The organism is Pseudomonas sp. TNT3 (genome assembly GCF_010095445.2).
GTDB lineage: Bacteria > Pseudomonadota > Gammaproteobacteria > Pseudomonadales > Pseudomonadaceae > Aquipseudomonas.
The window spans coordinates 1-19381 of the sequence record NZ_WFGV02000057.1 but is presented as its reverse complement, the minus strand read 5'-3'; the positions used below and the strand labels follow the sequence as shown (position 1 = coordinate 19381).

Sequence of the window (19381 nt, the reverse complement as noted above, 5' to 3'; positions counted from 1 at the left end):
ATCCGAGGGCTCACGTCGCTCATCATTTTGTTGGAACTCCTTTCAACGTCGCTCCGTCATCTGAACTGAGGGGGGCTGCGAGCGCTCGTGGCGTACCCGATAACGCTTTTTTTGAACAGCGAGGGACGTCATGAATAGTTCAGACAGCAGGACTGACGGTCAGACCGATCGTCAGGACTCCGGAAGACCGGAAGCCGATTTTCAACATTTGAAGGAGGGCGTTACCGAGGCCCTGGGTGATGCGCGCCAGCAAGCGGATGCGCAGTTCGGGCAGTACCGTGACACAGCGGCAGACCAGATCGAGGCACTGGCCCTGGGGGCGAAATCTTTCGTCTCCGAGATTGAAAGCAAGGACACGCTCGGCATGTCCGATTACCTGGCCGACATGGCCGAGTCCATGAGCGGGCTGGCCGGTAATCTGCGTGGCAAAAGTGCCGAACAGCTGCTGCACGATGCAGCCAATCTGGCGCGCAGCAACCCCACGCTGTTCATTGCCGGCAGTGTTGCCCTGGGCTTCGGCCTGTCGCGATTCCTGAAAGCGGGCACGTCTGCGGCCTATACCACCACCCGCGACAGTGACCTCGCCATGGGCAGCTCCAATCCTCCTTCCGGTGGTTTCGGGGCGCAGCGACCGTATGAAACGTCTGTCCCGCCACGCACCGATTCGGGTGCTGGTTTGGCCACCGGCATCACGCCAGCCTCGCCAAATGAGCAAGAAAACCCTTCGGAGTTCGCGACGCCTGCCAGACCAACGTCCGACTTCAACGGAGCATTGTGATGAACAGAGAAGATACTGAGTTGCCGGGCTCAAGACCGGTGCATGCGGTCGATACTGACGCTTCGGTGGTGGGGCTGTTGCGGCAGTTGTCGCGGGAAGTGCCTGCGCTGTTTACCAAGGAGCTGGCATTGGCCAAAGCCGAACTTCAGGCCAGCCTCACGACACTCAAGGCCGGGATTGCCGGCGTCGCAGGCGGGGCGATTGTGCTGTTGGCCGGGTTCATCATCTTGCTGATGTCGGCGGTCTACGCGTTGGCCATGGTGATGGCGCCGTGGCTGGCGGCATTGATCGTCGGGGTCGTGGTGATGATCATCGGGTTCGCCATGTTGCAGTCAGGAAAAAAACAATTCGAGCCGTCCCGCTTCAAACCGGATCGCACACTGGACGCGCTGAATAAAGATCAGGAAGCGCTGCGGAGGAAAGTCTCATGAACAGTGAATTCGAACTTGAATCGGAAAAAAGCCCGGAAACGATCGAGCGTGAAATCGACGCGCAGCGTGCCAGTATCGGTAACATCGTGGACGCACTGGAGAGCAAATTCACTCCGGGGCAGATGTTCGATCAGGCGCTGGGTTTGATGCAGAGCAATGGCACGGTGTTCCTGTCCAACCTGGGGACCAGCGTGCGCAACAATCCCGTGCCCGCCGTGCTGACGTCGGTGGGATTGTTGTGGTTGATGATGAGTCAGAATCGTCCACCTGCACCGCGTCCCGGCTATAAGGTCGGGCCGGATCAGAACACCGTGGGCGAGTGGGCCGATGGCCTGGCGGACGGCATCGACAGCGCGCGTCACCATTTGCACGACACCGCCGATTCGCTCAAGGAGGGCTATCACTCCGTCAAAGGCAAAGCGGCGAACCTGACCGATAACCTGGGCGCCGCCACCGATAACATCAGCCACGCCATGCATGATGCGAGCGATCGGTTGGCGCGCAGTACCCAGGTGATGAGCAATCAGTTCACGCAGTTGTTGAAGGAACAGCCTTTGATGGTCGCGGCTGCGGGTATCGCATTGGGCGCCATGCTCGGGGCTGCGTTGCCGTCGACGGCGACCGAGCAGCGCTATCTTGGCAAGACCAGCGCGGGACTGACCGACAAGGTCAAACAACAGGCTCGTGAGGGCTTCGAAGCGGTCCGCGATACGGTGACCAAAACAACCGATCATTCGGATGAGGACGTAAAAGCGGGTGGGCAACAACGTAGTGCGAGCGATACTACAGCTGACTTGTCACGAGGCTTGGGTACCTCGTAAAAAAATCGACGGGGGAGGCCGGTAATGGGCCTCCCTCGTCGAGTCGGGTATCAGTTGCCATCGGCAACCTTGCGTTCTATCTCGTCCACTTTTCGATTGAGCTCTTCGGCGTCCTGCTCTTTGGTTCGGGTCGAAGATGGCGTGATGGCTTCATCGACGCCTTTGGTATCGCTGTCGGTGTCCTCAAGGTCTCTCTCAACCACGTTCACCGGTTTGCCAGACGTATCCTGTGGCGGAGCGTTCGACGTTGCAGGTGCTTTGCCATCGGTATAACGGTCGTCGTTGTTCATGTCGTTACCTCCAGTTGTCTGTTTATTGGATGCAGTGACAGGGCTGGAGTTCGAGATTTTTTGCCGTAGACCCGTAAGCCCTCAATAACACTCCATGAGACGTTGCAGCGCAGGCCTCAGGCGAAAATCCCCAGAAGAATGGTCGCCAGAATCACCGTCGAAGCACCGCCAATGCGTGTTGAAATTTGCGCGAACGGCATGAGGGACATGCGGTTGGCCGCCGACAGGATAGCAACGTCCCCGGTCCCGCCGAGTCCGCTGTGGCAGCAGGTCACGATGGCCGATTCGATAGGGTACATCTTCATCAGGTTGCCGATGAAAAAACCCGCAACCGTCATCGACACCACAACCGATACGCACACCAGCACGTAGCCGATCGAGAACACTTTGACGACGCTGTCCAGTGGCACATAGAGCATGCCCAGACCAATCATGACCGGCCAGATGAACGCGGCGGACACCAGTTTGTAAAAGGTATTCGCGCCTTTCTCCAGTTTCTCCGGCAGCACGCGCATGTACTTAAACACGACCGCGGCGAGGATCATCATGACCGGACCCGGGATGCCGACGACTTTCTCAAGCAGGCCGCCGAGCACGAAGAACGCGCAGATGACCAGGACGCCGGCGCCCATGATGCGGAAGTCGACGATCGAGGCTGTTTCTTCCTTGACCTGGAATTTGTCGTTCTCGTCCTTGGCACGAATCAGTGAGCCTTCGCCGTTGAGGTGAGGGCGCTTGAGGGCCAGGCGGGCCAGATAGCCGGAACAGATGATCGCCGCGATGTTGCCGACTACCGCAGCCGGGGCCAATTGCGCGACATAGATATCCGGCGTGCCGCCGAGTATCGCCGAGTACGCCAGCGAAAGCGGAAGGATCCCTTCACCGATGCCCCCGCCAATGATGGGAACGATGATGAAAAAGAACGTGTGATAGAAGCTGTAGCCGACGAGTTTGCCCACGATAAGGCCGCTGGCAACCGCCGCCAGGGTGCCCACGAGCAACGGGATAAACATCCTCATCATGCCCTGGACCAGGATGAAACGGCTCATCCCCAGAATGCTGCCGACGACCAGGCTGGCAATCACGAAATAGAGGAAGTTCGCTTCCTTCATGAGCATCTTGGTTGCGTCAATCGTGGCGGGTCCGAAGAACCCGTAGAACACCAGCACCGAGGGCAGCATCAGGCACAAGATGGCGCCGCCACCGATTTCCTTGAGAATCGGCAGGCGTGAACCGAGCTGGCCGAAGAACACACCCATTGTCATGATGACCGCGAGTCCGCCGATCATGTTTTTCGGCAAATAACCCAGGTGTGCAGAGAGATAAACGATGGCGGCAATGCCGAGGAAAATCGGGAGGGGGATGACGCCTATTTCGTAGGCGAGCACGCTGCGCAGGCGCTGACGAAACCCGCTATCACGGGTGTCGTCGATTTTCAGGGACGGCTCATAAGAATTGTTCATGTCGCTACTTCCTCATGTTTTTTTTATCGAGGATTGAAGGAACTCACGGCTCACCAGGACACGGCTTACCCTTGTGTTGAACGATGGTATCCTTCGCAAATAATGAGATAAACCGCGGAAGTCTGAAGCGTATGAACACGAATCGTGATCAATTTCCCTTGCCCGAAGACTTGAAGGTGTTCCTCACCGTCATTCGAAAAAACGGCTTTGCCAGTGCCGCCGAGGAGTTGGGCTACTCGCCGGCGTACATCAGTAAACGCATTTCCGTTCTCGAAACGACGCTCTCCACCCGCTTGCTGCACCGAACCACTCGACGCATTGCGCTGACCGACGACGGTGAGCGGGTGCGGGTGTGGGCAGTGAAACTGCTGGGCGACTACGACGATTTTGTCGGTGAAATCTCCGAAGCGCGGCACCAACCCAGCGGCTCGCTACACATCAGCAGCAGCTTCGGGTTTGGACGTAATCACGTCGCACCCGCGATCTGCAAGCTGTCGCAGACCTATCCCAAGCTCGACATTCGCCTGGACGTGTTCGATCGCGTGGTTGATCTCGTCAGCGAAGGGTTCGACCTTGAGATCCGCGTGGGTGACGACCTGCCAGGTCAGCACCTGGGGCGAAAGCTGGTGAGCAACCGGCGGGTACTGTGCGCTACGCCGCAGTACCTGGAACGACGGGGCGTGCCGCAGTCGCTGGACGATTTGAAGGATCACGATTGCCTGGTGCTCAAAGAACGCAACAACGCATTTGGTATCTGGAACCTGACAAAAGACGGGCATGAGGAATCGGTACGGGTCAGCGGTCCGCTGTCTTCCAACAATGGCGAGATTGTCCTGGAATGGGCACTCAGCGGTGGCGGGGTGCTGTTGCGGTCAATGTGGGACGTCAAGCCGATGCTGGAGCAGGGGCGACTGGTGCAGGTGCTGCATGAATACACCCAGAGCGCCAACGTCTGGGCCGTGTATCCGACCCGGCTGAGCCAATCGGCAAAGTTGCGGGTGTGCGTGGAATTTCTGGAAGAGTACTTTCGCGATCTGTCGGTTGAGTGAATCGCCTTACAGTGAACTGCAGCGGCCACACAATCTGCGTCCGGCCACGCATCCCTGTAGGAGTGAGCCTGCTCGCGATGGCGGTGTGTCAGGCGAAGGTGATGTTGAATGTAGGGGCCTCATCGCGAGCAGGCTCGCTCCTACAGGGAAACTGCAGCGTGCACACAATCTGCGTCCGACCAAAAATCCCCTGTGGGAGCTGGCTTGCCAGCGATGGCGGTGTGTCAGTCGATGATGATGTTGAGTATCGATCGATCGATTGCCACCGCGTTTACAGCTACCTCACAACCAAGGATTTTGAGCCAGGTGCCGGGCTTCGAAAGTTTGAATCTGTTCGGCCCTCTGCAGCGTGGCACCTATGGCATCCAGACCTAGCAGCAGCGATTGTTTGCGCAATTGATCGATCTCGAACGGGATGACGGTGCCGTCCGCCAGTTCGATGATTTGGTCGGGCAGGTTGACGCAGATCTTCGCCGTTTGTGCATGGCTGATCACGCCTGCAATCTGCTTCAATTGAGCCTCGCCAATCTCGATCGCGAGCACGCCGTTTCGCTGGCAGTTGTCATAGAAAATGCCGGCAAAGCTGGTGCCGATCAGGGCCCTGATGCCCATTTGCTTCAAGCCCCAGACGGCGTGCTCGCGGCTTGATCCGCAACCAAAGTTGGGGCCTGTCACCAGAAAGGCCGCGTCGCGCCAGGCGGGTTGGTTGAGGATGAAGTCAGGGTTGGGGGCGCCGGACTCAAGGAATCTCAGATCAAAAAACAAACCCCGGTCCAGGCCCTTGCGATCAATGCCTTTGAGAAATTGCTTGGGCATGATGACGTCGGTGTCGATGTTGGATGCCAGGAAAGGTGCAGCGCTGCCGCTGACGGTGTCAAAAGGTTGCATGCTTCAAGCCTCCAGGGCGAAAGAGCGAACGTCAGTCAGGTGCCCGGTGATGGCGGCGGCTGCGACCATCGCCGGGCTCATCAAGTGGGTGCGCGCACCGGCCCCCTGGCGTCCTTCGAAGTTGCGGTTAGTGCTTGAGGCGCAACGGTCGCCGGGGGCGAGGACGTCATCGTTCATGGCCAGGCACATCGAACAGCCCGATTGGCGCCACTCAAAACCCGCGTCCAGAAAAATCTGGGCCAGGCCTTCCTGTTCGGCCTGGTCACGGACCAATGTGGAGCCTGGGACGATCATTGCCCGCACATGCGCCGCCACGCGCTTGCCACGGACAACGCGTGCAACGTCGCGCAGGTCTTCAATGCGGGCATTGGTGCAGGAGCCGATAAAGGCGTGGCTGATGACCACATCACTGAGCGGCATGCCGGGCTCCAGGCCCATGTAGTGCAGCGCCCGTTGCATGCCCTGGCGCAGAATCAGGTCCGGCTGTTCGGCGGGGTCCGGTACATGGCTGCCCACCGGCGCGGCCTGATCCGGGCTGGTGCCCCAGGTCACCATGGGTTCCAGCGCACCGATATCGAGGCTGACTTCGCGATCGAACACCGCACCGTCATCGCTGTGCAGGCCTTGCCATTGCGCGACGGCCAAATCCCACATCTCCCCTTGAGGCGCACGGGGTCTGGTTTTCAGGTAGGCAAAAACCTTGTCGTCCGGTGCCATGAATGCACCCCGAGCTCCCGCTTCCACGGCCATGTTGCAGATGGTCATTCGGGCTTCGACACTGAGGTCATCGATCGCCGCCCCGGCGAATTCGATCGCGTAACCCGTGGCGCCCGACGCGCCGATTTTTTCGATCAGCGCCATGATGATGTCCTTGGACGTGACCCCAGTCCCCAGCAACCCGCTGACCGTGACGCGCAGGGTCTTCAAGCGCTTGTAGACCAGGGTTTGAGTGGCCAGCAAATGCTCGATTTCCGACGTGCCAATGCCGAAGCCAAACGCGCCCAATGCGCCATAGGTCGTGGTGTGACTGTCACCGGCGGCCACTACCATGCCGGGCAGGATAAAACCCTGCTCGGGGGCCACGACATGCTCGATGCCCTGGCGCTTGTCGAGGACGTCGAAGAGTTCGATACCGAAATCCCGGCAGTTTTCTTCGAAGTAAGACACCTGCCGGGCACCGCCGGCATCGGGCATCGCGGCTATGCGCGTGGGTGTCGTCGGGTTCACGTGATCGACCACGGCCAGTGTCGCGGCAGGGCGCCACACAGCGCGGCCGGCTTCACGCATGCCACTGAAAGCTTGCGGACTGGTGTATTCGTTGGCGACCTGACGATCGATGTACAACAGCACATGGCCCTGATCGTCGAGGGCGCAGACGGTATGGCTGTCGATATGCTTTTGATAGAGCGTTCTGGGGCTGTTCATGGAGTGGGCTCTTGTTGGTCTTATGCGAGATCACGGTGTCGATGTACTGACAGCATATTCATCGCAGATCTTGCATCAAGAGCGGTTAAGTGAAGGCGTTGCGCACGTAATGTGAATAATAGGATGGCAATTTAGGGTGCAGCTCAGCGCCGCGTGTAAACCACCATCAATACGGCGCCGTCGACCGAACCAGCGCTGTGGGCCGCATCGGGGGCACGGCAACAGTAATCGCCAACGTTCAGCGTGCGATTCTGATCGAAGAACGAGCCCTGGAGGACGAACAACTGCTCCAGCTCTCCTTCATGGGTATGGCTGGCGGCATGGGCGCCGGGGTCGACCTTCATCAGCATGGTTTTTTCACCGCGCGAGGTGTCCTCGAACAGCGGTTTTATCCAGAACCCTGGCGTGGTAGTGGGCTGCCAGTCATCGGTGGCGGCGCAGTAGTACTGCGAGCCCGCCACCGGTCCTTGAACGCCGTTTTTGCCGGCGATTTTCCAGGAGGGGGTTTCTTTGTTTGGCATGGGTGTTTACCTCTATGGTCTTCGTAGCTGGCGCAGCCTGCAGCCTGAACTCTGAACTCTGAACTCTGAACTCTGAACTCTGAACTCTGAACTCTGAACCCTGGACCCTGAACCCTGAACCCTGAACCCTGAACCCTGTGGCGAGGGGATTTATCCCCGTTGGGTCGCGCAGCGGCCCCAGAATCTTTACGACTGCTGCGCAGCCGAACGGGGCGGTGCGACGTTTCGCTAAATCCCCTCGCCACAGGATGCAGGCTTCCCCAGCTGCTGCAGGAATCTCGTCGTTTATAGATCCTTGACCAACCTTAACGCATCGTAAATCGCTGCGTGGGTATTGCGCGCAGCAACCGCATCACCAATGCGAAACAACTGAAACCGCCCCTCGGGATGCGTCACGACCTGTTGGGGATTCCCGACGATCAAATCGTGATGCTCAACCACGCCACCATTGCTGGAGGCGGGTTTCAATTCGAAATACAGCTCGTCCAGAGGGCGGGTGCCATGGTTGATCACCACCTGATCGACCCGTCGAACCTTGCGCGCACTGCCATAGTCACTGTCGATGGTCGCCAGCAGGTCTGTTCCGTCGCGCTCAACTGAAAGCAGGCGGAAGGTCACGGTGAAGGTCGTGTCCAGCGCTTGCAGCGAGCGCATGTAGGGCACCAGATTCATCGCCATGACTTCCGGGGCGAAGGTTCGGTCCGGCGTCATGATCTCGATCTTTGCGCCGCTCCTGGCGATGAATTCTGCCGCTTGCAGTGCGGCGTGGTCGCCGGCGTCATCGAACAGCAAAACATTGCGCCCAGGCTTCACGTCCCCGGAAATAATGTCCCAGGTCGAGACCACCAGCTCATTGCCGCTCGAGAGAATCTCGGTGTGGGGCAGGCCGCCGGTGGCGACGATGACCACGTCTGGGTTCTCGTCGTGGACAGTGCTGGCCTCGGCCCAGGTGTTGAAGTGGAAGGTGACACCCCGCGCCATGCACTGGGCCATGCGCCATTCGACGATGCTGATCATTTCCCGCCGGCGCTCGGACTGCGCCGTCAGCCGAACCTGTCCGCCCGCCTGGTTGGCGGCTTCGAACACCACCACCTCATGACCACGCTCGGCCGCCACCCGCGCGGCTTCCAGCCCGGCGACACCCGCGCCGACAATGACGATTTTGCGCTTCTTTGCTGCCTTTGGAATGTCGTGGGGCAGGGTGGTTTCCCGGCCGGTGGCTGCGTTGTGGATGCAATAAGCTGCGCCGCCCTGGTAAATCCGGTCGAGGCAATAGTTGGCGCCGACGCAAGGGCGGATATCTTCTTCCCGACCTTCGATGATCTTGCGCACGATATGGGGATCGGTCATGTGCGCGCGGGTCATGCCGACCATGTCGACCTTGCCCGAGGCGATGGCATGGCGGGCGGTGGCCACGTCGGGAATCTTCGCGGCGTGGAAGGTCGGGAAGTCGGTGGCGGCGCGAATTTCTCCGGCGAAATCCAGGTGCGGGGAGTTGCGCATGCCCTGGATTGGAATCAGGTCAGTGAGACCGGCGTCGGTGTCGATGTGCCCCCGGACGACGTTGAGAAAGTCCACCATGCCGCTGTCTTTCAAGCGCCTGGAGATGTCCAGGCCATCCGCGGGTGTCAGTCCGCCGGGCAATTGCTCGTCGCCGGTGTAGCGCACGCCGACGATAAATTCCTGGCCGACGCGCTGGCGAATGGCGCGCAGGATGTCGAAGGTGAAACGCAGACGGTTGTCGATCGACCCCCCGTACGGCGCATCCAGATCATTGGTCAGCGGCGACCAGAATTGATCCATCAAGTGCCCGTAGGCCTGCAGTTCGATGCCATCCAGACCTGCGAATTTCATCCGCTCCGCGGCGTCGGCGTAGTCCTTGATGATGCGCTCCACGTCCCAGTCTTCCATCTTCTTCGGAAAGGAACGGTGAGACGCCTCGCGCTCGAACGACGGCGACACCACAGGCAGCCAGTCACCTTTGTCCCAACGGGTGCGGCGACCCAGGTGCGTGAGTTGAATCATCACCGCCGCGCCATGTTCGTGGCAGGCGTCGGTCAGGTCCCTCATCCAGCCGACCACCTCATCCTTGTAGGCGAGGATGTTGTTGAACACCGGTGGGCTGTCCCGGGAAACCGCCGCAGAGCCGGCCGTCATGGTCAAAGCCACACCGGCCTTTGCCCGTTCGACGTGGTAGGCGCGATAGAGGTCCTTGGGCATGCCGTCCACGGGATACGCCGGTTCGTGGGCGGTGGTCATGATGCGATTGCGCAGTGTCAGGTGCTTCAACTGATAGGGCTGGAGGAGCGGATCATTCAGCATCGTCAAGACTCTCCGGAAGCGACAGCGGACCAGGTTTGAAATTACGTTAGGGTGAAATGTACACCTGTGTCAACAAGCTGGACACAGGTGTACATTTTACTTGCGTGACGTCGGATCAGCGACTAGGATCGAGCCATGAACGAACAAACCAAAGTGATGGACACAGGCTGGAGAGGGTCGCCCGAAGGGTGGCTCGATGCCGCGTACGAAAGCCTCACCGAGTGCGGTGTGGACACCGTGCGGGTGATGCCGCTGGCGAAAAAACTCGGGCTGTCGAGAACCAGCTTCTACTGGTTTTTCAAGGATCGTGAAGAGCTGCTCAGTGCGTTGATCGAACGTTGGCGGGTGAAGAACACCGGCAATCTGGTGGCCCAGACCGAGTGTTACGCCGAGAGCATTGCCGAGGCGATGCTCAACGTTTTCGACTGCTGGCTGAACCCGGACCTGTTTGATTCACAGTTCGAATTCGCCATGCGCAGTTGGGCCTTGCAGTCCGCTGAAGTGTCCGAGCACATCAGGGTGGCCGACATCGCCAGGCGCGAAGCCTTGATCCGCATGTTCGTGCGCTTCGACTACGACTTCAACGCCGCCGATGTGCGGGCTCGAACGATCTACCTGACACAGATTGGCTACATCAGTACCAATACCCGAGAGGACGTCGGGGAACGTATGCGGCGGATTCCCGAATACGTGAAGATTTTCACCGGCCAGGAACCCCTGGAGCGCGAATTGAAACGCTTCTACGCCCGCCATGGCTACGAGATGGACGAGGTGTCACCGGCGACTTCCGACTGACGAAGGCAGGTTCAAATGTTTGAAGAACCCACGATAGGCATTATCGGTGGATCGGGATGGCTTGGCCGTTCGATTGCCTTGGCGATGCTCGAAAAGTCGTTGATCCGGCCTGAGTCGCTGGTCCTGTCGAACCGCAGCGCCCGCCATCCCTTATCGACGACCCAGTGGCCGCAGGTGACGGTCACGCAGGATAACCAGGCGCTGGTGGATTGCTGTGAGGTGGTGATTGTGTCGGTACGTCCGGAGCAATTTGCCCAAGTACGGATTGCAGCTCAAAACAGTCTGGTGATTTCCCTGATGGCCGGCGTGTCCGTGGACGAGGTGATGCAGCAAACCGGTAGCCGCCAGGTGATTCGCGCCATGGCCAATGCCGCCGCCGAGATCGGCAAATCCTATACGCCGTGGTTTGCCGCACCGGACGTCAGCGCCGAGCAAAAAACGTTTGCACAGCGGCTGTTCGAAACCTTCGGCAGCGCCGATGAAGTCTTCGAAGAGCACCAGATGAATTACCTGACGGCGCTGGTCGGAACCGGGCCTGCCTACCCCGCGTTGCTGGCGCGCAGCCTGTGTGAAGACGCCTTGAGCCGAGGCCTGGCGCCTGATGTTGCCCGCCGTGCCGCACATGCCGTGGTCGTGGAAGCCAGCCAGCTGATCGGCAAGGAACACTCGGTCGACGAACTTCTGGAGATGCTGAGCAGTTACCGCGGCGTCACCGCCGCGGGCCTCGAGGCCATGCTGACAAACGGTTTCGATAAAACAATAAAAGCAGGTCTGGACGCCGCGACCCAGGTTGCACGTTCAATGAGTCCTTTTGCCCGTTCTGCTGACAAGAAAGAAGGTCCAATGACGCGGTAGTTGACCCTTCCTTAATTCCGGCCGCAATCGAGGGTGCGTTTATGAATGCAAAGTCTTTCTCGAAGACTGGACTGGCGCTGGCGATGGTCGCCTTCAGTGGCTGGGTAGCAGCGGCTGAGTGCGGGGATGTAACGATTGCCAACATGAACTGGCAATCCGCCGAAGTGATGGCCAACGTCGACAAGCTGATCCTGAATGCCGGCTATGGCTGTAACGCGGACCTGGTGACGGGCGATACGGTGCCCACCATCACCTCCATGGTCGAAAAGGGCCGGCCCGATATTGCGCCCGAGGGCTGGATCGACCTGGTTCCGGAGGTCGCCAAAACGGGCATACAAAGCGGCAACCTGATCCAGGCCGCCAACTCGTTGAGCGACGGTGGATCCCAGGGCTGGTGGATTCCGAAATACATCGCTGACGCTCATCCGGACATCAAGAGTTTCGACGATGTGAAAAAACACCCGGAACTGTTCCCGGCCCCAGACGACAAGAAAAAAGGTGCGATCTACAACGGCCCGCAAGGTTGGGGCGGCACTGTCGTTACCGCACAATTCTACAAAGCCTACGGTTTCGAGAAAGCCGGTTTTGAACTGGTCGACACCGGTTCGGCAGCGGCGCTGGACGGCTCTATCGCCAAAGCCTACGAACGCAAGGCGCCGTGGCTCGGATTCTACTGGGCACCCACGGCACTACTGGGCAAATACCCGATGGTGAAACTGGATAATGGCCATCCCGTGGACGCGGCGGAGTGGAAGCGATGCAACACGGTCGCCGACTGTCCTGACCCCAAACCCAACGGCTGGCCGATCGATCGGGTGTACACCCTGACCACCAAGTCCTTCGCCGCCCGCTCGCCGACCGTCATGGCGTACTTGAACAAGCGCGCCTGGTCCAACGAAACGGTGAACAAACTGATTGCCTGGATGACCGATAACCAGGCGACCGGTGAGGAGGGCGCGAAGTATTTCCTCAAAAATAACGAAGCGCTGTGGAGCCAATGGGTGACCCCTGAAGCGAGCGGCAAGATCAAAGCTGCGCTTTAATCCCATGAGTCGATGCAGCCCGATACGTCGAGCTGCATCGCACAGGGCGCCGATAAAAATAAGAACACCCATGTCTTGAATCGACTGCCAGGTCTTCAACAAAAGGGGAATCTCATGGAATGGCTATCAAGCTTTCCACATATGGAGGACGAACGGCTCCGGGCTTTGAAAAAGGCCATCGACGGGGCCTTTCGAAACTTCACCAGCACCTACGGCGATAGCTTCGAAAGCTTCTTCCAGCCGTTGCAGTACTTTCTGAATCAGGCCGAGCGATTCATGACCACCACGCCATGGCCGATCATTATTTTGCTGGTCGCCTTGATTGCCTGGTTCGGCAGTCGCAGCTGGAAAATCGTGCTGGGTTGCGTGTTCACGCTGATGGCGATCGGGTACCTGGACATGTGGTCCGACACCATGAAGACGCTGTCGATGATCTTCGTGTGCACGGTGATTTCCATCGTTATCGGTTTACCGATGGGCATTGCCATGGCTCGCTCCAATCGACTGCGCAATCTGGTCAGTCCGATTCTGGACGTGATGCAGACGCTACCGAGTTTTGTCTACCTGATCCCAGTGGTGATGTTGCTGGGCATCGGCAAGGTCGCGGGCTTGATTGCGGTGGTGGTGTACGCCTTGCCGCCGATGATTCGCCTGACCAACCTGGGCATCCGCCACGTCGACGCCGAGATGCTCGAATGCGCCGACGCCTTCGGTTCGTCCAGTTGGCAGAAGCTGAAAAACGTCCAATTGCCGCTGGCGTTGCCCTCGATCATGGCCGGCATCAACCAGACCATCATGATGGCCCTGGCGATGGTGGTGATTGCCTCGATGATCGGCGTTCAAGGGCTGGGGCAACCGGTGCTCAAAGCCATTTCCAACCAGTATTTCACCCTGGGCATGTTCAACGGCCTGGCCATTGTCGGCATCGCAGTGATCTTCGATCGGGTCAGCCAGGCGTATGGAAGACGGCTGCAAAAGCATCTGGAGAAGGTTCATGGCCACTAATCCGAGCAGCGACTTTGGCATCGAAATCCGCCATCTCTACAAGATCTTCGGTTACCAGGCGCAGGCCAGTATCGAGCGGGTCAAACAGGGCATGAGCAAGTCTGAACTGCTGAGCAATCACAGCCATGTGCTGGGTTTGAAGGACATCAACATCAGCATGCCGTCCGGTGGGATCCAGGTGATCATGGGGCTTTCCGGGTCGGGCAAATCGACCTTGATCCGCCATATCAACCGGTTGATCGAACCCACCGCCGGTGAAGTCATCGTGGGGGGCGTTGATGTACTGAAAATGAACCGCAACGACCTTCGCGAATTCCGGCGGCATCATGTGTCGATGGTGTTCCAGAAGTTCGCGTTGCTGCCGAACCGGACGGTGCTCGACAACGCAGTCTACGGGCTGGAAATCCAGGGCTTGCCCCGTGCTAAGCAACAGGAAATTGCCCGGCGCTGGCTGGATCGGGTCGGACTTCAAGGCTACGAGAATCACTACCCCAATCAGCTCTCCGGAGGCATGCAGCAGCGTGTCGGCCTGGCCCGGGCACTGGCCAACGATGCGCCGATCCTGTTGATGGACGAAGCCTTTTCGGCGCTCGATCCGCTGATCCGCATGGACATGCAATCGGTGCTGCTGGACCTGCAAAAAGAGATCCGCAAGACCATCGTGTTCATCACCCATGACCTCGACGAGGCGCTGCGCATCGGTGACCGCATCGCCATCCTGCGCGACGGTGAAGTGGTGCAGCAAGGCACCCGACAGGAGATCGTCATGAGTCCCGCCGACGACTACATTGCCAACTTCGTCAAGGAAGTGAATCGCGGACGGGTGATCAGCGTCGACGCGATCATGCGCCCTTTTGTACGGGTCAAGCCCGGCGCAACGCTGGCCATGCCTGTGGGCACGTCACTCGAATCGGCGGTCAAGCGCCTGGTAGAGGCGGGGCTGGATGAGATGGTGGTCACCAATGAACAGGGCCAGCCCGTGGGGCAACTGGCCCTGAAGTCGATTATCGCGACGATGGTGACGTCGACAATCAGCGAGGAGTCGCGGATGGCCGAGGCTAGCGCGGCGTCGTAGTCAGCAATGGCGACGGGTGCCGAGTGAACCAGCGGCTTGCCGATTCATAAGCATGGGCCAATTGCAGCACGGCAAAATCGGCCTGATGCCGCCCGATGATTTGCACGCCCATCGGCAGCCCGTTGTCATTGAAGCCCACTTGCACGTTGGCCACCGGGCACCCGGACAGCGTGGCCGGGATCACGACTTCCATCCAGCGGTGGTAGGTGTCCATGGCCACGCCTTCAATGGAACTTGGCCATGGGATGGTTTTGTCGAACGGGAAGACCTGGGCGCTCGGCAACAACAGGTAGTCGAAGCGCTCGAACAGCCGCGAGAGCGCACGGTACCAGTCGCTGCGCACAACGGTGGCGGCGTAGACGTCGCTGCCCGACAGTTGCAAACCGTTTTCGATTTCCCAGCAGGCCTCCGGTTTCAGCTGCACGCGTTTGTGCGGGTCGGCATACGCGGCCCCCAGCGAGCCTGCTACTGACCAGTGGCGCAAGGTTCGCCAGCTGCTCCACAGCAGTTGGGGCGCGAACGCCGGCTGCACCGGTTCGATGTGGCAACCCAGGCTTTCGAAGTCGGCAAAGGCCTTCTCGCACAGAGCCACGATGCCTTTTTCCATCGGCAGGTAACCGTTGAAGTCGCCGAGCCAGCCCAAGCGTGTGCCCTTGAAGTCCCGTTCCAGTGGCGCGGCGAAAACACTGCCAGGCTCCGCGATGGACAGTGGTGCACGGGCATCGCCGCCGGCCTGGATGGACAACAGCAAGGCTGCGTCTCGCACGCTTCGCGCCATGGGACCTTCGTAGCCGAGCTGATCGAAAAACAGGTCGGCGCTGTCGTCAAACGGCACGCGTCCCTGCGATGGACGGAAGCCGAAAATGTTGTTGAACGCGGCCGGGTTGCGTAACGAGCCCATCATGTCGCTGCCGTCAGCCACCGGCACCAGGTGCATGGCCAGTGCTGCCGCCGCGCCACCGCTACTGCCGCCGGCCGTTTTGCCCGGATCGAACGCGCAACCGGTGGCACCGAACAGCGGGTTGTAGCTCTGGGAGCCGAGGCCGAACTCCGGGGTATTGGTTTTGCCGATGATGATCGCGCCCGCCGCCTTGATGCGCTCGACCATGATGCCGTCGCGTTCAGGGACAAAATCCTTGTACAGCGGTGAACCCAGGGTGGTGCGGATACCCTGGGTCAAGGACAGGTCTTTGACCGCGTGGGGCAGGCCGTGCATCCAGCCTCTGTATTCGCCCCGCGCCAGTTCGGTGTCGCGCAGGTCGGCCTGGGCCAGTAGATCTTCTGGCGCTTGCAGGCTGATCAGCGCATTGACCCGTGGGTTGAAGCGTTCGATATGGGCAAGATAAGCCTGCATCACTTCTCGACAGGAAACCTGGCGCAGGCGGATGCGTTCGGCGAGTTCATGGGCCTGCAGCAGGACCAGTTCGCTGATGTTATTGAAAGTCATTGCAAGCGGCCTTTCAGACGGCTGGAGAATTGCCCCGTCGCCGTGACGGGGCGGCAGGGATCAACGCATCAGGTTGGTCCAGAGACGATCGGCCAGGCGAATCGCGCCTTCACCGCAGGTCTTGCTGAACACCACCGGGGTGCCTTCGGGAATATGCAGTTCCGGTGCATCCTTGAGACTGGCGTCGAGGAAGGGTTCCACGCCCTTGATCGGGCTCTGGTGCTTGAGGAAGTTCTGCGTCATCGCCGCATTTTCAGGCTGGCTCAGGAACGCAATGAACGCCTTGGCGTTTGCCGGGTTTTTGCTGCCCTTGGGAATGACCATATTGTCGACCCAGGCCAGTACGCCTTCCTTGGGGTAGAGGTACTTCAGGCTGGGCTTCATTTCCCGGGCACGCATCGACGAACCGCCCCAGAACATCGACATGTCGACTTCACCGGAGGCGAGGTTTTCGCGGATCGAGCCGGCCTTGGAGCTGTAGGTTTTGACGAAGGGTTTCTGTGCCTTGAGCAGGGTCAGCACTTGCTGCATCTGTTTCGGATCTTCGGTACACAACGGGATGTTCAGGTACAGGCTGGCCATGTCGATGACTTCGCTGACCGAGTCGAACATGTTAATCCGCCCCTGCAGCTCGGCCGGCGGCTCGTACAGCACTTTGTAGCTGTCGGCGGGGCCTTTGTAGCGCTCGGCGTTGATCACGACGCTGGTGGTGCCCCAAATGAACGGCATGGAATAGGCACCTTGCGGGTCCCATGTGGGCTTTTTCAGGTTGTCGACGACGCTGGCGTAGTAGGGCTCGTTCACCGGGTCGAAGCGCTCGAGCAACTGCTCCTTGATCAGGATCGGAATGAACTGGTTGGACGGAATCGCCACGTCGTAGCCGGCGCCGCCCTGTTTCAGCTTGGCCAGTAGCGTCTCGTTGGAATCATAGGAATCCACCGTGACTTCGATGCCGCTCTGCTTCTGGAATTTGGCGAGTATTTCTGGTGAAAAGTAACCGCTCCAGCTCACCACGTTGAGTTTTTCCGCGGCCTGAACGCTCGCGACCAAGGTCAGCGGTAAGGTCAGGAACAACGAAGTGCTGATGCTTTTTATCCACGTGCTCATGCTAATTCCCCACGGTTCGTAAAAGGTTCAGGTGTTCTTTTTGCCCAACAGGTACGAGAGGCTGACGAACAACACCGAGACGCCCAGGATCAGGGTCGAGACGGCGTTGACGTCAGGTGTCACGCCCATGCGCAGCAGGCCGAAGATGAAGATGGGCAAGGTGGTGGTGCCCGCCTGGGAGACCATCATCGAGATCACGAAGTTATCCAGCGAAACAATGAAGGCCAGCATCAGCCCGGAAACAATGCCTGGCATCAGCAGCGGTAACGTGACCTTGCGAAAGGTCCGCCACGGGCCGGCGTAAAGATCAGCCGAGGCCTGTTCGAGCGAGAGGTCCATGTCGTTGAGCCGCGCCCGGATCGGCAGGTAGGCGAAGGGGATACAGAACACCGTATGAGCGATGATCAGGTTGCCGTAACCCAGGGACAGGCCAATGGTGGAAAACAACGCGAGGGTAGCAACGCCGACTACGATTTCCGGCAGCACCAAAGGCAACATGATCGCTCCCATCGACAGTTGCAGGCCCTTGAACCTGGCGCCCGGGATGTGCCGAGGGCGGCGAGGGTGGCGATGGCCGTCGCGATCATGCTGGCGCAGACGGCAATCAGCAGACTGTTTCCCGCAGCCTGACGCAGGGCCTGATTGGCGAACGCGGCGCGGTACCAGTCGAGGCTGAAGCCGGTCCACACGGTCGCGGACTGGTTGGCGTTGAAGGAGAACACCACCAGCACCACGATCGGTGCGTAGAGGTACAGGTAGAACAGGAAACTGAAGCCGCCAAAGCCCGGAAAGTCCTGCACCTGCAGCGCGTTTCTTTTGAATAGACCCAGCATCACGCACCTCCCTTGGCGACGCGCTGGCGTTCGGCACGCAGGGCATACACCGTCAGCACCAGCATCACCGCTGCCATCAGCACCAGCGACAGGGCCGCGCCGAATGGCCAGTTACGCGCATCGCTGAACTGCCTGAAGATCAGGTTGCCGAGCATCATTCGGGTGCCTCCACCCAATAATTCCGGAGCAATCATCGCCCCCAGGCACGGCACAAAGGTGAGGATGGCGCCGGCCATGATTCCGGGTTTGGCGATGGGCAACACCACTTTGCGCAAGGTGCGCAGGCGCCCGGCGTAAAGGTCCTGCGCCGCTTCCAGCAGGCGGATGTCCATTTTTTCCAGGGTGGCGTAAATCGGCAGTACGACAAAGGGCGCGTAGGTATAGACCAGCCCCAGCAGTACCGCGCCGTCGGTGTAGAGCAGTTGCAACGGCTGGTCGATCACGCCGAGTCCCATCAGGCTGTTGTTGATCACCCCGGTGTTACGCAGCAGCAAAATCCAGGCGTAGGTGCGAATCAACAAGTTGGCCCAGAACGGTACTGTGATCAGAAAGATCAGCAGCCCCCGCCGATGAGCCGGCTGCATGGCCAGCCACACCGCCACCGGGAAACCGAGCAGCAGGGTGATAAGGGTGGTCAACCCGGCAATGCCGATCGAACGCAGCGCGATAAGCAGATAAGAGTCGGCGAAGGCCAGGCTGTCATCCAGTTGGCGCTCGAATAACAGCGAGGTGTAGGCCTCCGTGCTGAAGACTTTGTTTACCCCGCCATAGGGGTTCGCTTCCATCAGCGAGTAGCCGATGACAATCACGATCGGGACGATGAGGAACAGGCTGATGGCGATGAGCGCCGGGCTGACGCCGAGGAAGCTCTGGAAAGCTTTGCGGCGTTCCAGGGTGTTGGCAATCGGTAAAGCGTGCATGGCAATTCCTCGTGCTCAATCGTGCAGGACGCTGGCGCTGCCGCTGTCAAACAACAGACCGGCTTGCGTGCCCACGGCGAAGCGCAAGCTGCGGTCGACGCTGTTGGGCGTGCGCACGGTGAGGCGCGAGCCGTCGCTGAGGCTGACTTGATATTGCAAGTCAGTGCCGAGGTAGATCTGCGTGTCGACCCGGCACGGCAATGCGCCCTCGGTGCTCGCCGGTACCAGGTGCAGACGTTCGGGACGTACGGACAACGCGACCGAGGCGCCGACGTGCACATCGCTGCACGGTTGCGCCGGCAGTGGGTGCCCA

19 protein-coding genes and 1 pseudogene are annotated in these 19381 nt (G+C 59.6%); 9 read left to right on the top strand and 11 right to left on the bottom strand.

Annotated elements, in window-relative coordinates:
* The first annotated feature begins 130 nt into the window (after positions 1-130).
* Genes GBC55_RS24910 through GBC55_RS24900 form a run of 3 tightly spaced genes read left to right on the top strand, consistent with a single transcriptional unit; the run spans position 131 to position 2030 of the window.
* Entirely contained in the window at positions 131-778 is a 648-nt protein-coding gene (locus GBC55_RS24910; protein WP_162440613.1) for a hypothetical protein, read from the top strand.
* The gene (locus GBC55_RS24905; protein WP_162440614.1) at positions 778-1209 is read left to right on the top strand and encodes a phage holin family protein; all 432 of its coding nucleotides are present in this window, start codon (positions 778-780) and stop codon (positions 1207-1209) included. Before GBC55_RS24910 ends, GBC55_RS24905 begins: the two co-directional genes overlap by 1 nt.
* Positions 1206-2030 carry a DUF3618 domain-containing protein gene (locus tag GBC55_RS24900; protein ID WP_162440615.1) on the top strand — a complete coding sequence of 275 codons (825 nt, stop codon included), beginning with the start codon at positions 1206-1208 and terminating at the stop codon, positions 2028-2030. The genes GBC55_RS24905 and GBC55_RS24900 overlap by 4 nt, the downstream gene beginning before the upstream one ends.
* A gap of 50 nt (positions 2031-2080) precedes the next feature.
* On the opposite strand, the gene GBC55_RS24895 is transcribed toward GBC55_RS24900, so the two are convergent.
* Both GBC55_RS24895 and GBC55_RS24890 read right to left on the bottom strand, forming a co-directional pair.
* Positions 2081-2320: a hypothetical protein gene (locus tag GBC55_RS24895; RefSeq protein WP_162440616.1), complete on the bottom strand. Its 240-nt coding sequence runs from the start codon at positions 2318-2320 to the stop codon at positions 2081-2083.
* Positions 2321-2436: 116 nt separating this feature from the next.
* Positions 2437-3783 (bottom strand): 2-hydroxycarboxylate transporter family protein, encoded by a 1347-nt coding sequence (locus tag GBC55_RS24890; protein WP_162440617.1) that lies wholly within the window; start codon positions 3781-3783, stop codon positions 2437-2439.
* A gap of 131 nt (positions 3784-3914) precedes the next feature.
* Between GBC55_RS24890 and GBC55_RS24885 the strand changes: the two genes are divergently transcribed.
* On the top strand, positions 3915-4832 hold the full coding sequence (locus tag GBC55_RS24885) for a LysR substrate-binding domain-containing protein (RefSeq protein WP_162440618.1): 918 nt from the start codon (positions 3915-3917) through the stop codon (positions 4830-4832).
* A gap of 282 nt (positions 4833-5114) precedes the next feature.
* Here GBC55_RS24885 and leuD read toward each other — a convergent pair whose 3' ends face one another.
* The 4 genes from leuD to GBC55_RS24865 form a co-directional block, all read right to left on the bottom strand.
* Positions 5115-5720 carry a 3-isopropylmalate dehydratase small subunit gene (gene leuD / locus GBC55_RS24880; RefSeq protein ID WP_162440619.1) on the bottom strand — a complete coding sequence of 202 codons (606 nt, stop codon included), beginning with the start codon at positions 5718-5720 and terminating at the stop codon, positions 5115-5117.
* 3 nt (positions 5721-5723) lie between these two features.
* The gene (gene leuC / locus GBC55_RS24875; RefSeq protein ID WP_162440620.1) at positions 5724-7145 is read right to left on the bottom strand and encodes a 3-isopropylmalate dehydratase large subunit; all 1422 of its coding nucleotides are present in this window, start codon (positions 7143-7145) and stop codon (positions 5724-5726) included.
* A gap of 143 nt (positions 7146-7288) precedes the next feature.
* Positions 7289-7666 carry a cupin domain-containing protein gene (locus GBC55_RS24870; protein ID WP_162440621.1) on the bottom strand — a complete coding sequence of 126 codons (378 nt, stop codon included), beginning with the start codon at positions 7664-7666 and terminating at the stop codon, positions 7289-7291.
* Positions 7667-7951: 285 nt separating this feature from the next.
* Positions 7952-9988, bottom strand: a complete 2037-nt coding sequence (locus GBC55_RS24865; protein WP_162440622.1) for an NADH:flavin oxidoreductase — start codon at positions 9986-9988, stop codon at positions 7952-7954.
* Positions 9989-10123: 135 nt separating this feature from the next.
* On the opposite strand from GBC55_RS24865, the gene GBC55_RS24860 reads away from it, so the two are divergent.
* From GBC55_RS24860 to GBC55_RS24840, 5 genes are all read left to right on the top strand, one after another.
* A complete protein-coding gene (locus GBC55_RS24860) occupies positions 10124-10783 on the top strand; it encodes a TetR/AcrR family transcriptional regulator (protein ID WP_162440623.1) in 660 nt (219 codons plus the stop codon).
* A 15-nt stretch (positions 10784-10798) separates the two neighbouring features.
* Positions 10799-11638, top strand: coding sequence for a pyrroline-5-carboxylate reductase dimerization domain-containing protein (locus GBC55_RS24855; protein WP_162440624.1), 840 nt, complete (start codon positions 10799-10801; stop codon positions 11636-11638).
* A gap of 41 nt (positions 11639-11679) precedes the next feature.
* Positions 11680-12681: an ABC transporter substrate-binding protein gene (locus tag GBC55_RS24850; protein WP_162440625.1), complete on the top strand. Its 1002-nt coding sequence runs from the start codon at positions 11680-11682 to the stop codon at positions 12679-12681.
* Between the two features lie 114 nt (positions 12682-12795).
* Positions 12796-13686 carry a proline/glycine betaine ABC transporter permease gene (locus GBC55_RS24845; protein WP_162440626.1) on the top strand — a complete coding sequence of 297 codons (891 nt, stop codon included), beginning with the start codon at positions 12796-12798 and terminating at the stop codon, positions 13684-13686.
* Complete coding sequence (locus GBC55_RS24840; protein ID WP_162440627.1) at positions 13676-14761, top strand: glycine betaine/L-proline ABC transporter ATP-binding protein; 1086 nt, start codon at positions 13676-13678, stop codon at positions 14759-14761. Before GBC55_RS24845 ends, GBC55_RS24840 begins: the two co-directional genes overlap by 11 nt.
* Here GBC55_RS24840 and GBC55_RS24835 read toward each other — a convergent pair.
* From GBC55_RS24835 to GBC55_RS24815, 5 genes and pseudogenes are all read right to left on the bottom strand, one after another.
* Positions 14745-16208, bottom strand: a complete 1464-nt coding sequence (locus tag GBC55_RS24835; RefSeq protein WP_162440628.1) for an amidase — start codon at positions 16206-16208, stop codon at positions 14745-14747. The genes GBC55_RS24840 and GBC55_RS24835 overlap by 17 nt on opposite strands.
* Before the next feature lie 60 nt (positions 16209-16268).
* Positions 16269-17315, bottom strand: coding sequence for an extracellular solute-binding protein (locus GBC55_RS24830; RefSeq protein WP_247266994.1), 1047 nt, complete (start codon positions 17313-17315; stop codon positions 16269-16271).
* A gap of 27 nt (positions 17316-17342) precedes the next feature.
* Positions 17343-18151 (bottom strand): annotated as a pseudogene (locus GBC55_RS24825) (ABC transporter permease).
* Positions 18148-19068, bottom strand: coding sequence for an ABC transporter permease (locus GBC55_RS24820; protein WP_162440629.1), 921 nt, complete (start codon positions 19066-19068; stop codon positions 18148-18150). The pseudogene GBC55_RS24825 and the gene GBC55_RS24820 overlap by 4 nt, the downstream one beginning before the upstream one ends.
* Positions 19069-19083: 15 nt before the next feature.
* A partial coding sequence (locus GBC55_RS24815) for a TOBE domain-containing protein (RefSeq protein WP_247266993.1) occupies positions 19084-19381 on the bottom strand: 298 nt, incomplete at its 5' end.

Bases quoted from the DNA above. Each gene is read 5' to 3' on its own strand.
- GBC55_RS24900 (WP_162440615.1), top strand. From the start codon at position 1,206: ATGAACAGTGAATTCGAACTTGAATCGGAAAAAAGCCCGGAAACGATC.
- GBC55_RS24860 (WP_162440623.1), top strand. From the start codon at position 10,124: ATGAACGAACAAACCAAAGTGATGGACACAGGCTGGAGAGGGTCGCCC.
- GBC55_RS24865 (WP_162440622.1), bottom strand. From the start codon at position 9,988: ATGCTGAATGATCCGCTCCTCCAGCCCTATCAGTTGAAGCACCTGACA.
- GBC55_RS24870 (WP_162440621.1), bottom strand. From the start codon at position 7,666: ATGCCAAACAAAGAAACCCCCTCCTGGAAAATCGCCGGCAAAAACGGC.
- leuD (WP_162440619.1), bottom strand. From the start codon at position 5,720: ATGCAACCTTTTGACACCGTCAGCGGCAGCGCTGCACCTTTCCTGGCA.
- leuC (WP_162440620.1), bottom strand. From the start codon at position 7,145: ATGAACAGCCCCAGAACGCTCTATCAAAAGCATATCGACAGCCATACC.
- GBC55_RS24885 (WP_162440618.1), top strand. From the start codon at position 3,915: ATGAACACGAATCGTGATCAATTTCCCTTGCCCGAAGACTTGAAGGTG.
- GBC55_RS24910 (WP_162440613.1), top strand. From the start codon at position 131: ATGAATAGTTCAGACAGCAGGACTGACGGTCAGACCGATCGTCAGGAC.
- GBC55_RS24835 (WP_162440628.1), bottom strand. From the start codon at position 16,208: ATGACTTTCAATAACATCAGCGAACTGGTCCTGCTGCAGGCCCATGAA.
- GBC55_RS24840 (WP_162440627.1), top strand. From the start codon at position 13,676: ATGGCCACTAATCCGAGCAGCGACTTTGGCATCGAAATCCGCCATCTC.
- GBC55_RS24855 (WP_162440624.1), top strand. From the start codon at position 10,799: ATGTTTGAAGAACCCACGATAGGCATTATCGGTGGATCGGGATGGCTT.
- GBC55_RS24820 (WP_162440629.1), bottom strand. From the start codon at position 19,068: ATGCACGCTTTACCGATTGCCAACACCCTGGAACGCCGCAAAGCTTTC.
- GBC55_RS24845 (WP_162440626.1), top strand. From the start codon at position 12,796: ATGGAATGGCTATCAAGCTTTCCACATATGGAGGACGAACGGCTCCGG.
- GBC55_RS24890 (WP_162440617.1), bottom strand. From the start codon at position 3,783: ATGAACAATTCTTATGAGCCGTCCCTGAAAATCGACGACACCCGTGAT.
- GBC55_RS24830 (WP_247266994.1), bottom strand. From the start codon at position 17,315: ATGAGCACGTGGATAAAAAGCATCAGCACTTCGTTGTTCCTGACCTTA.
- GBC55_RS24905 (WP_162440614.1), top strand. From the start codon at position 778: ATGAACAGAGAAGATACTGAGTTGCCGGGCTCAAGACCGGTGCATGCG.
- GBC55_RS24850 (WP_162440625.1), top strand. From the start codon at position 11,680: ATGAATGCAAAGTCTTTCTCGAAGACTGGACTGGCGCTGGCGATGGTC.
- GBC55_RS24895 (WP_162440616.1), bottom strand. From the start codon at position 2,320: ATGAACAACGACGACCGTTATACCGATGGCAAAGCACCTGCAACGTCG.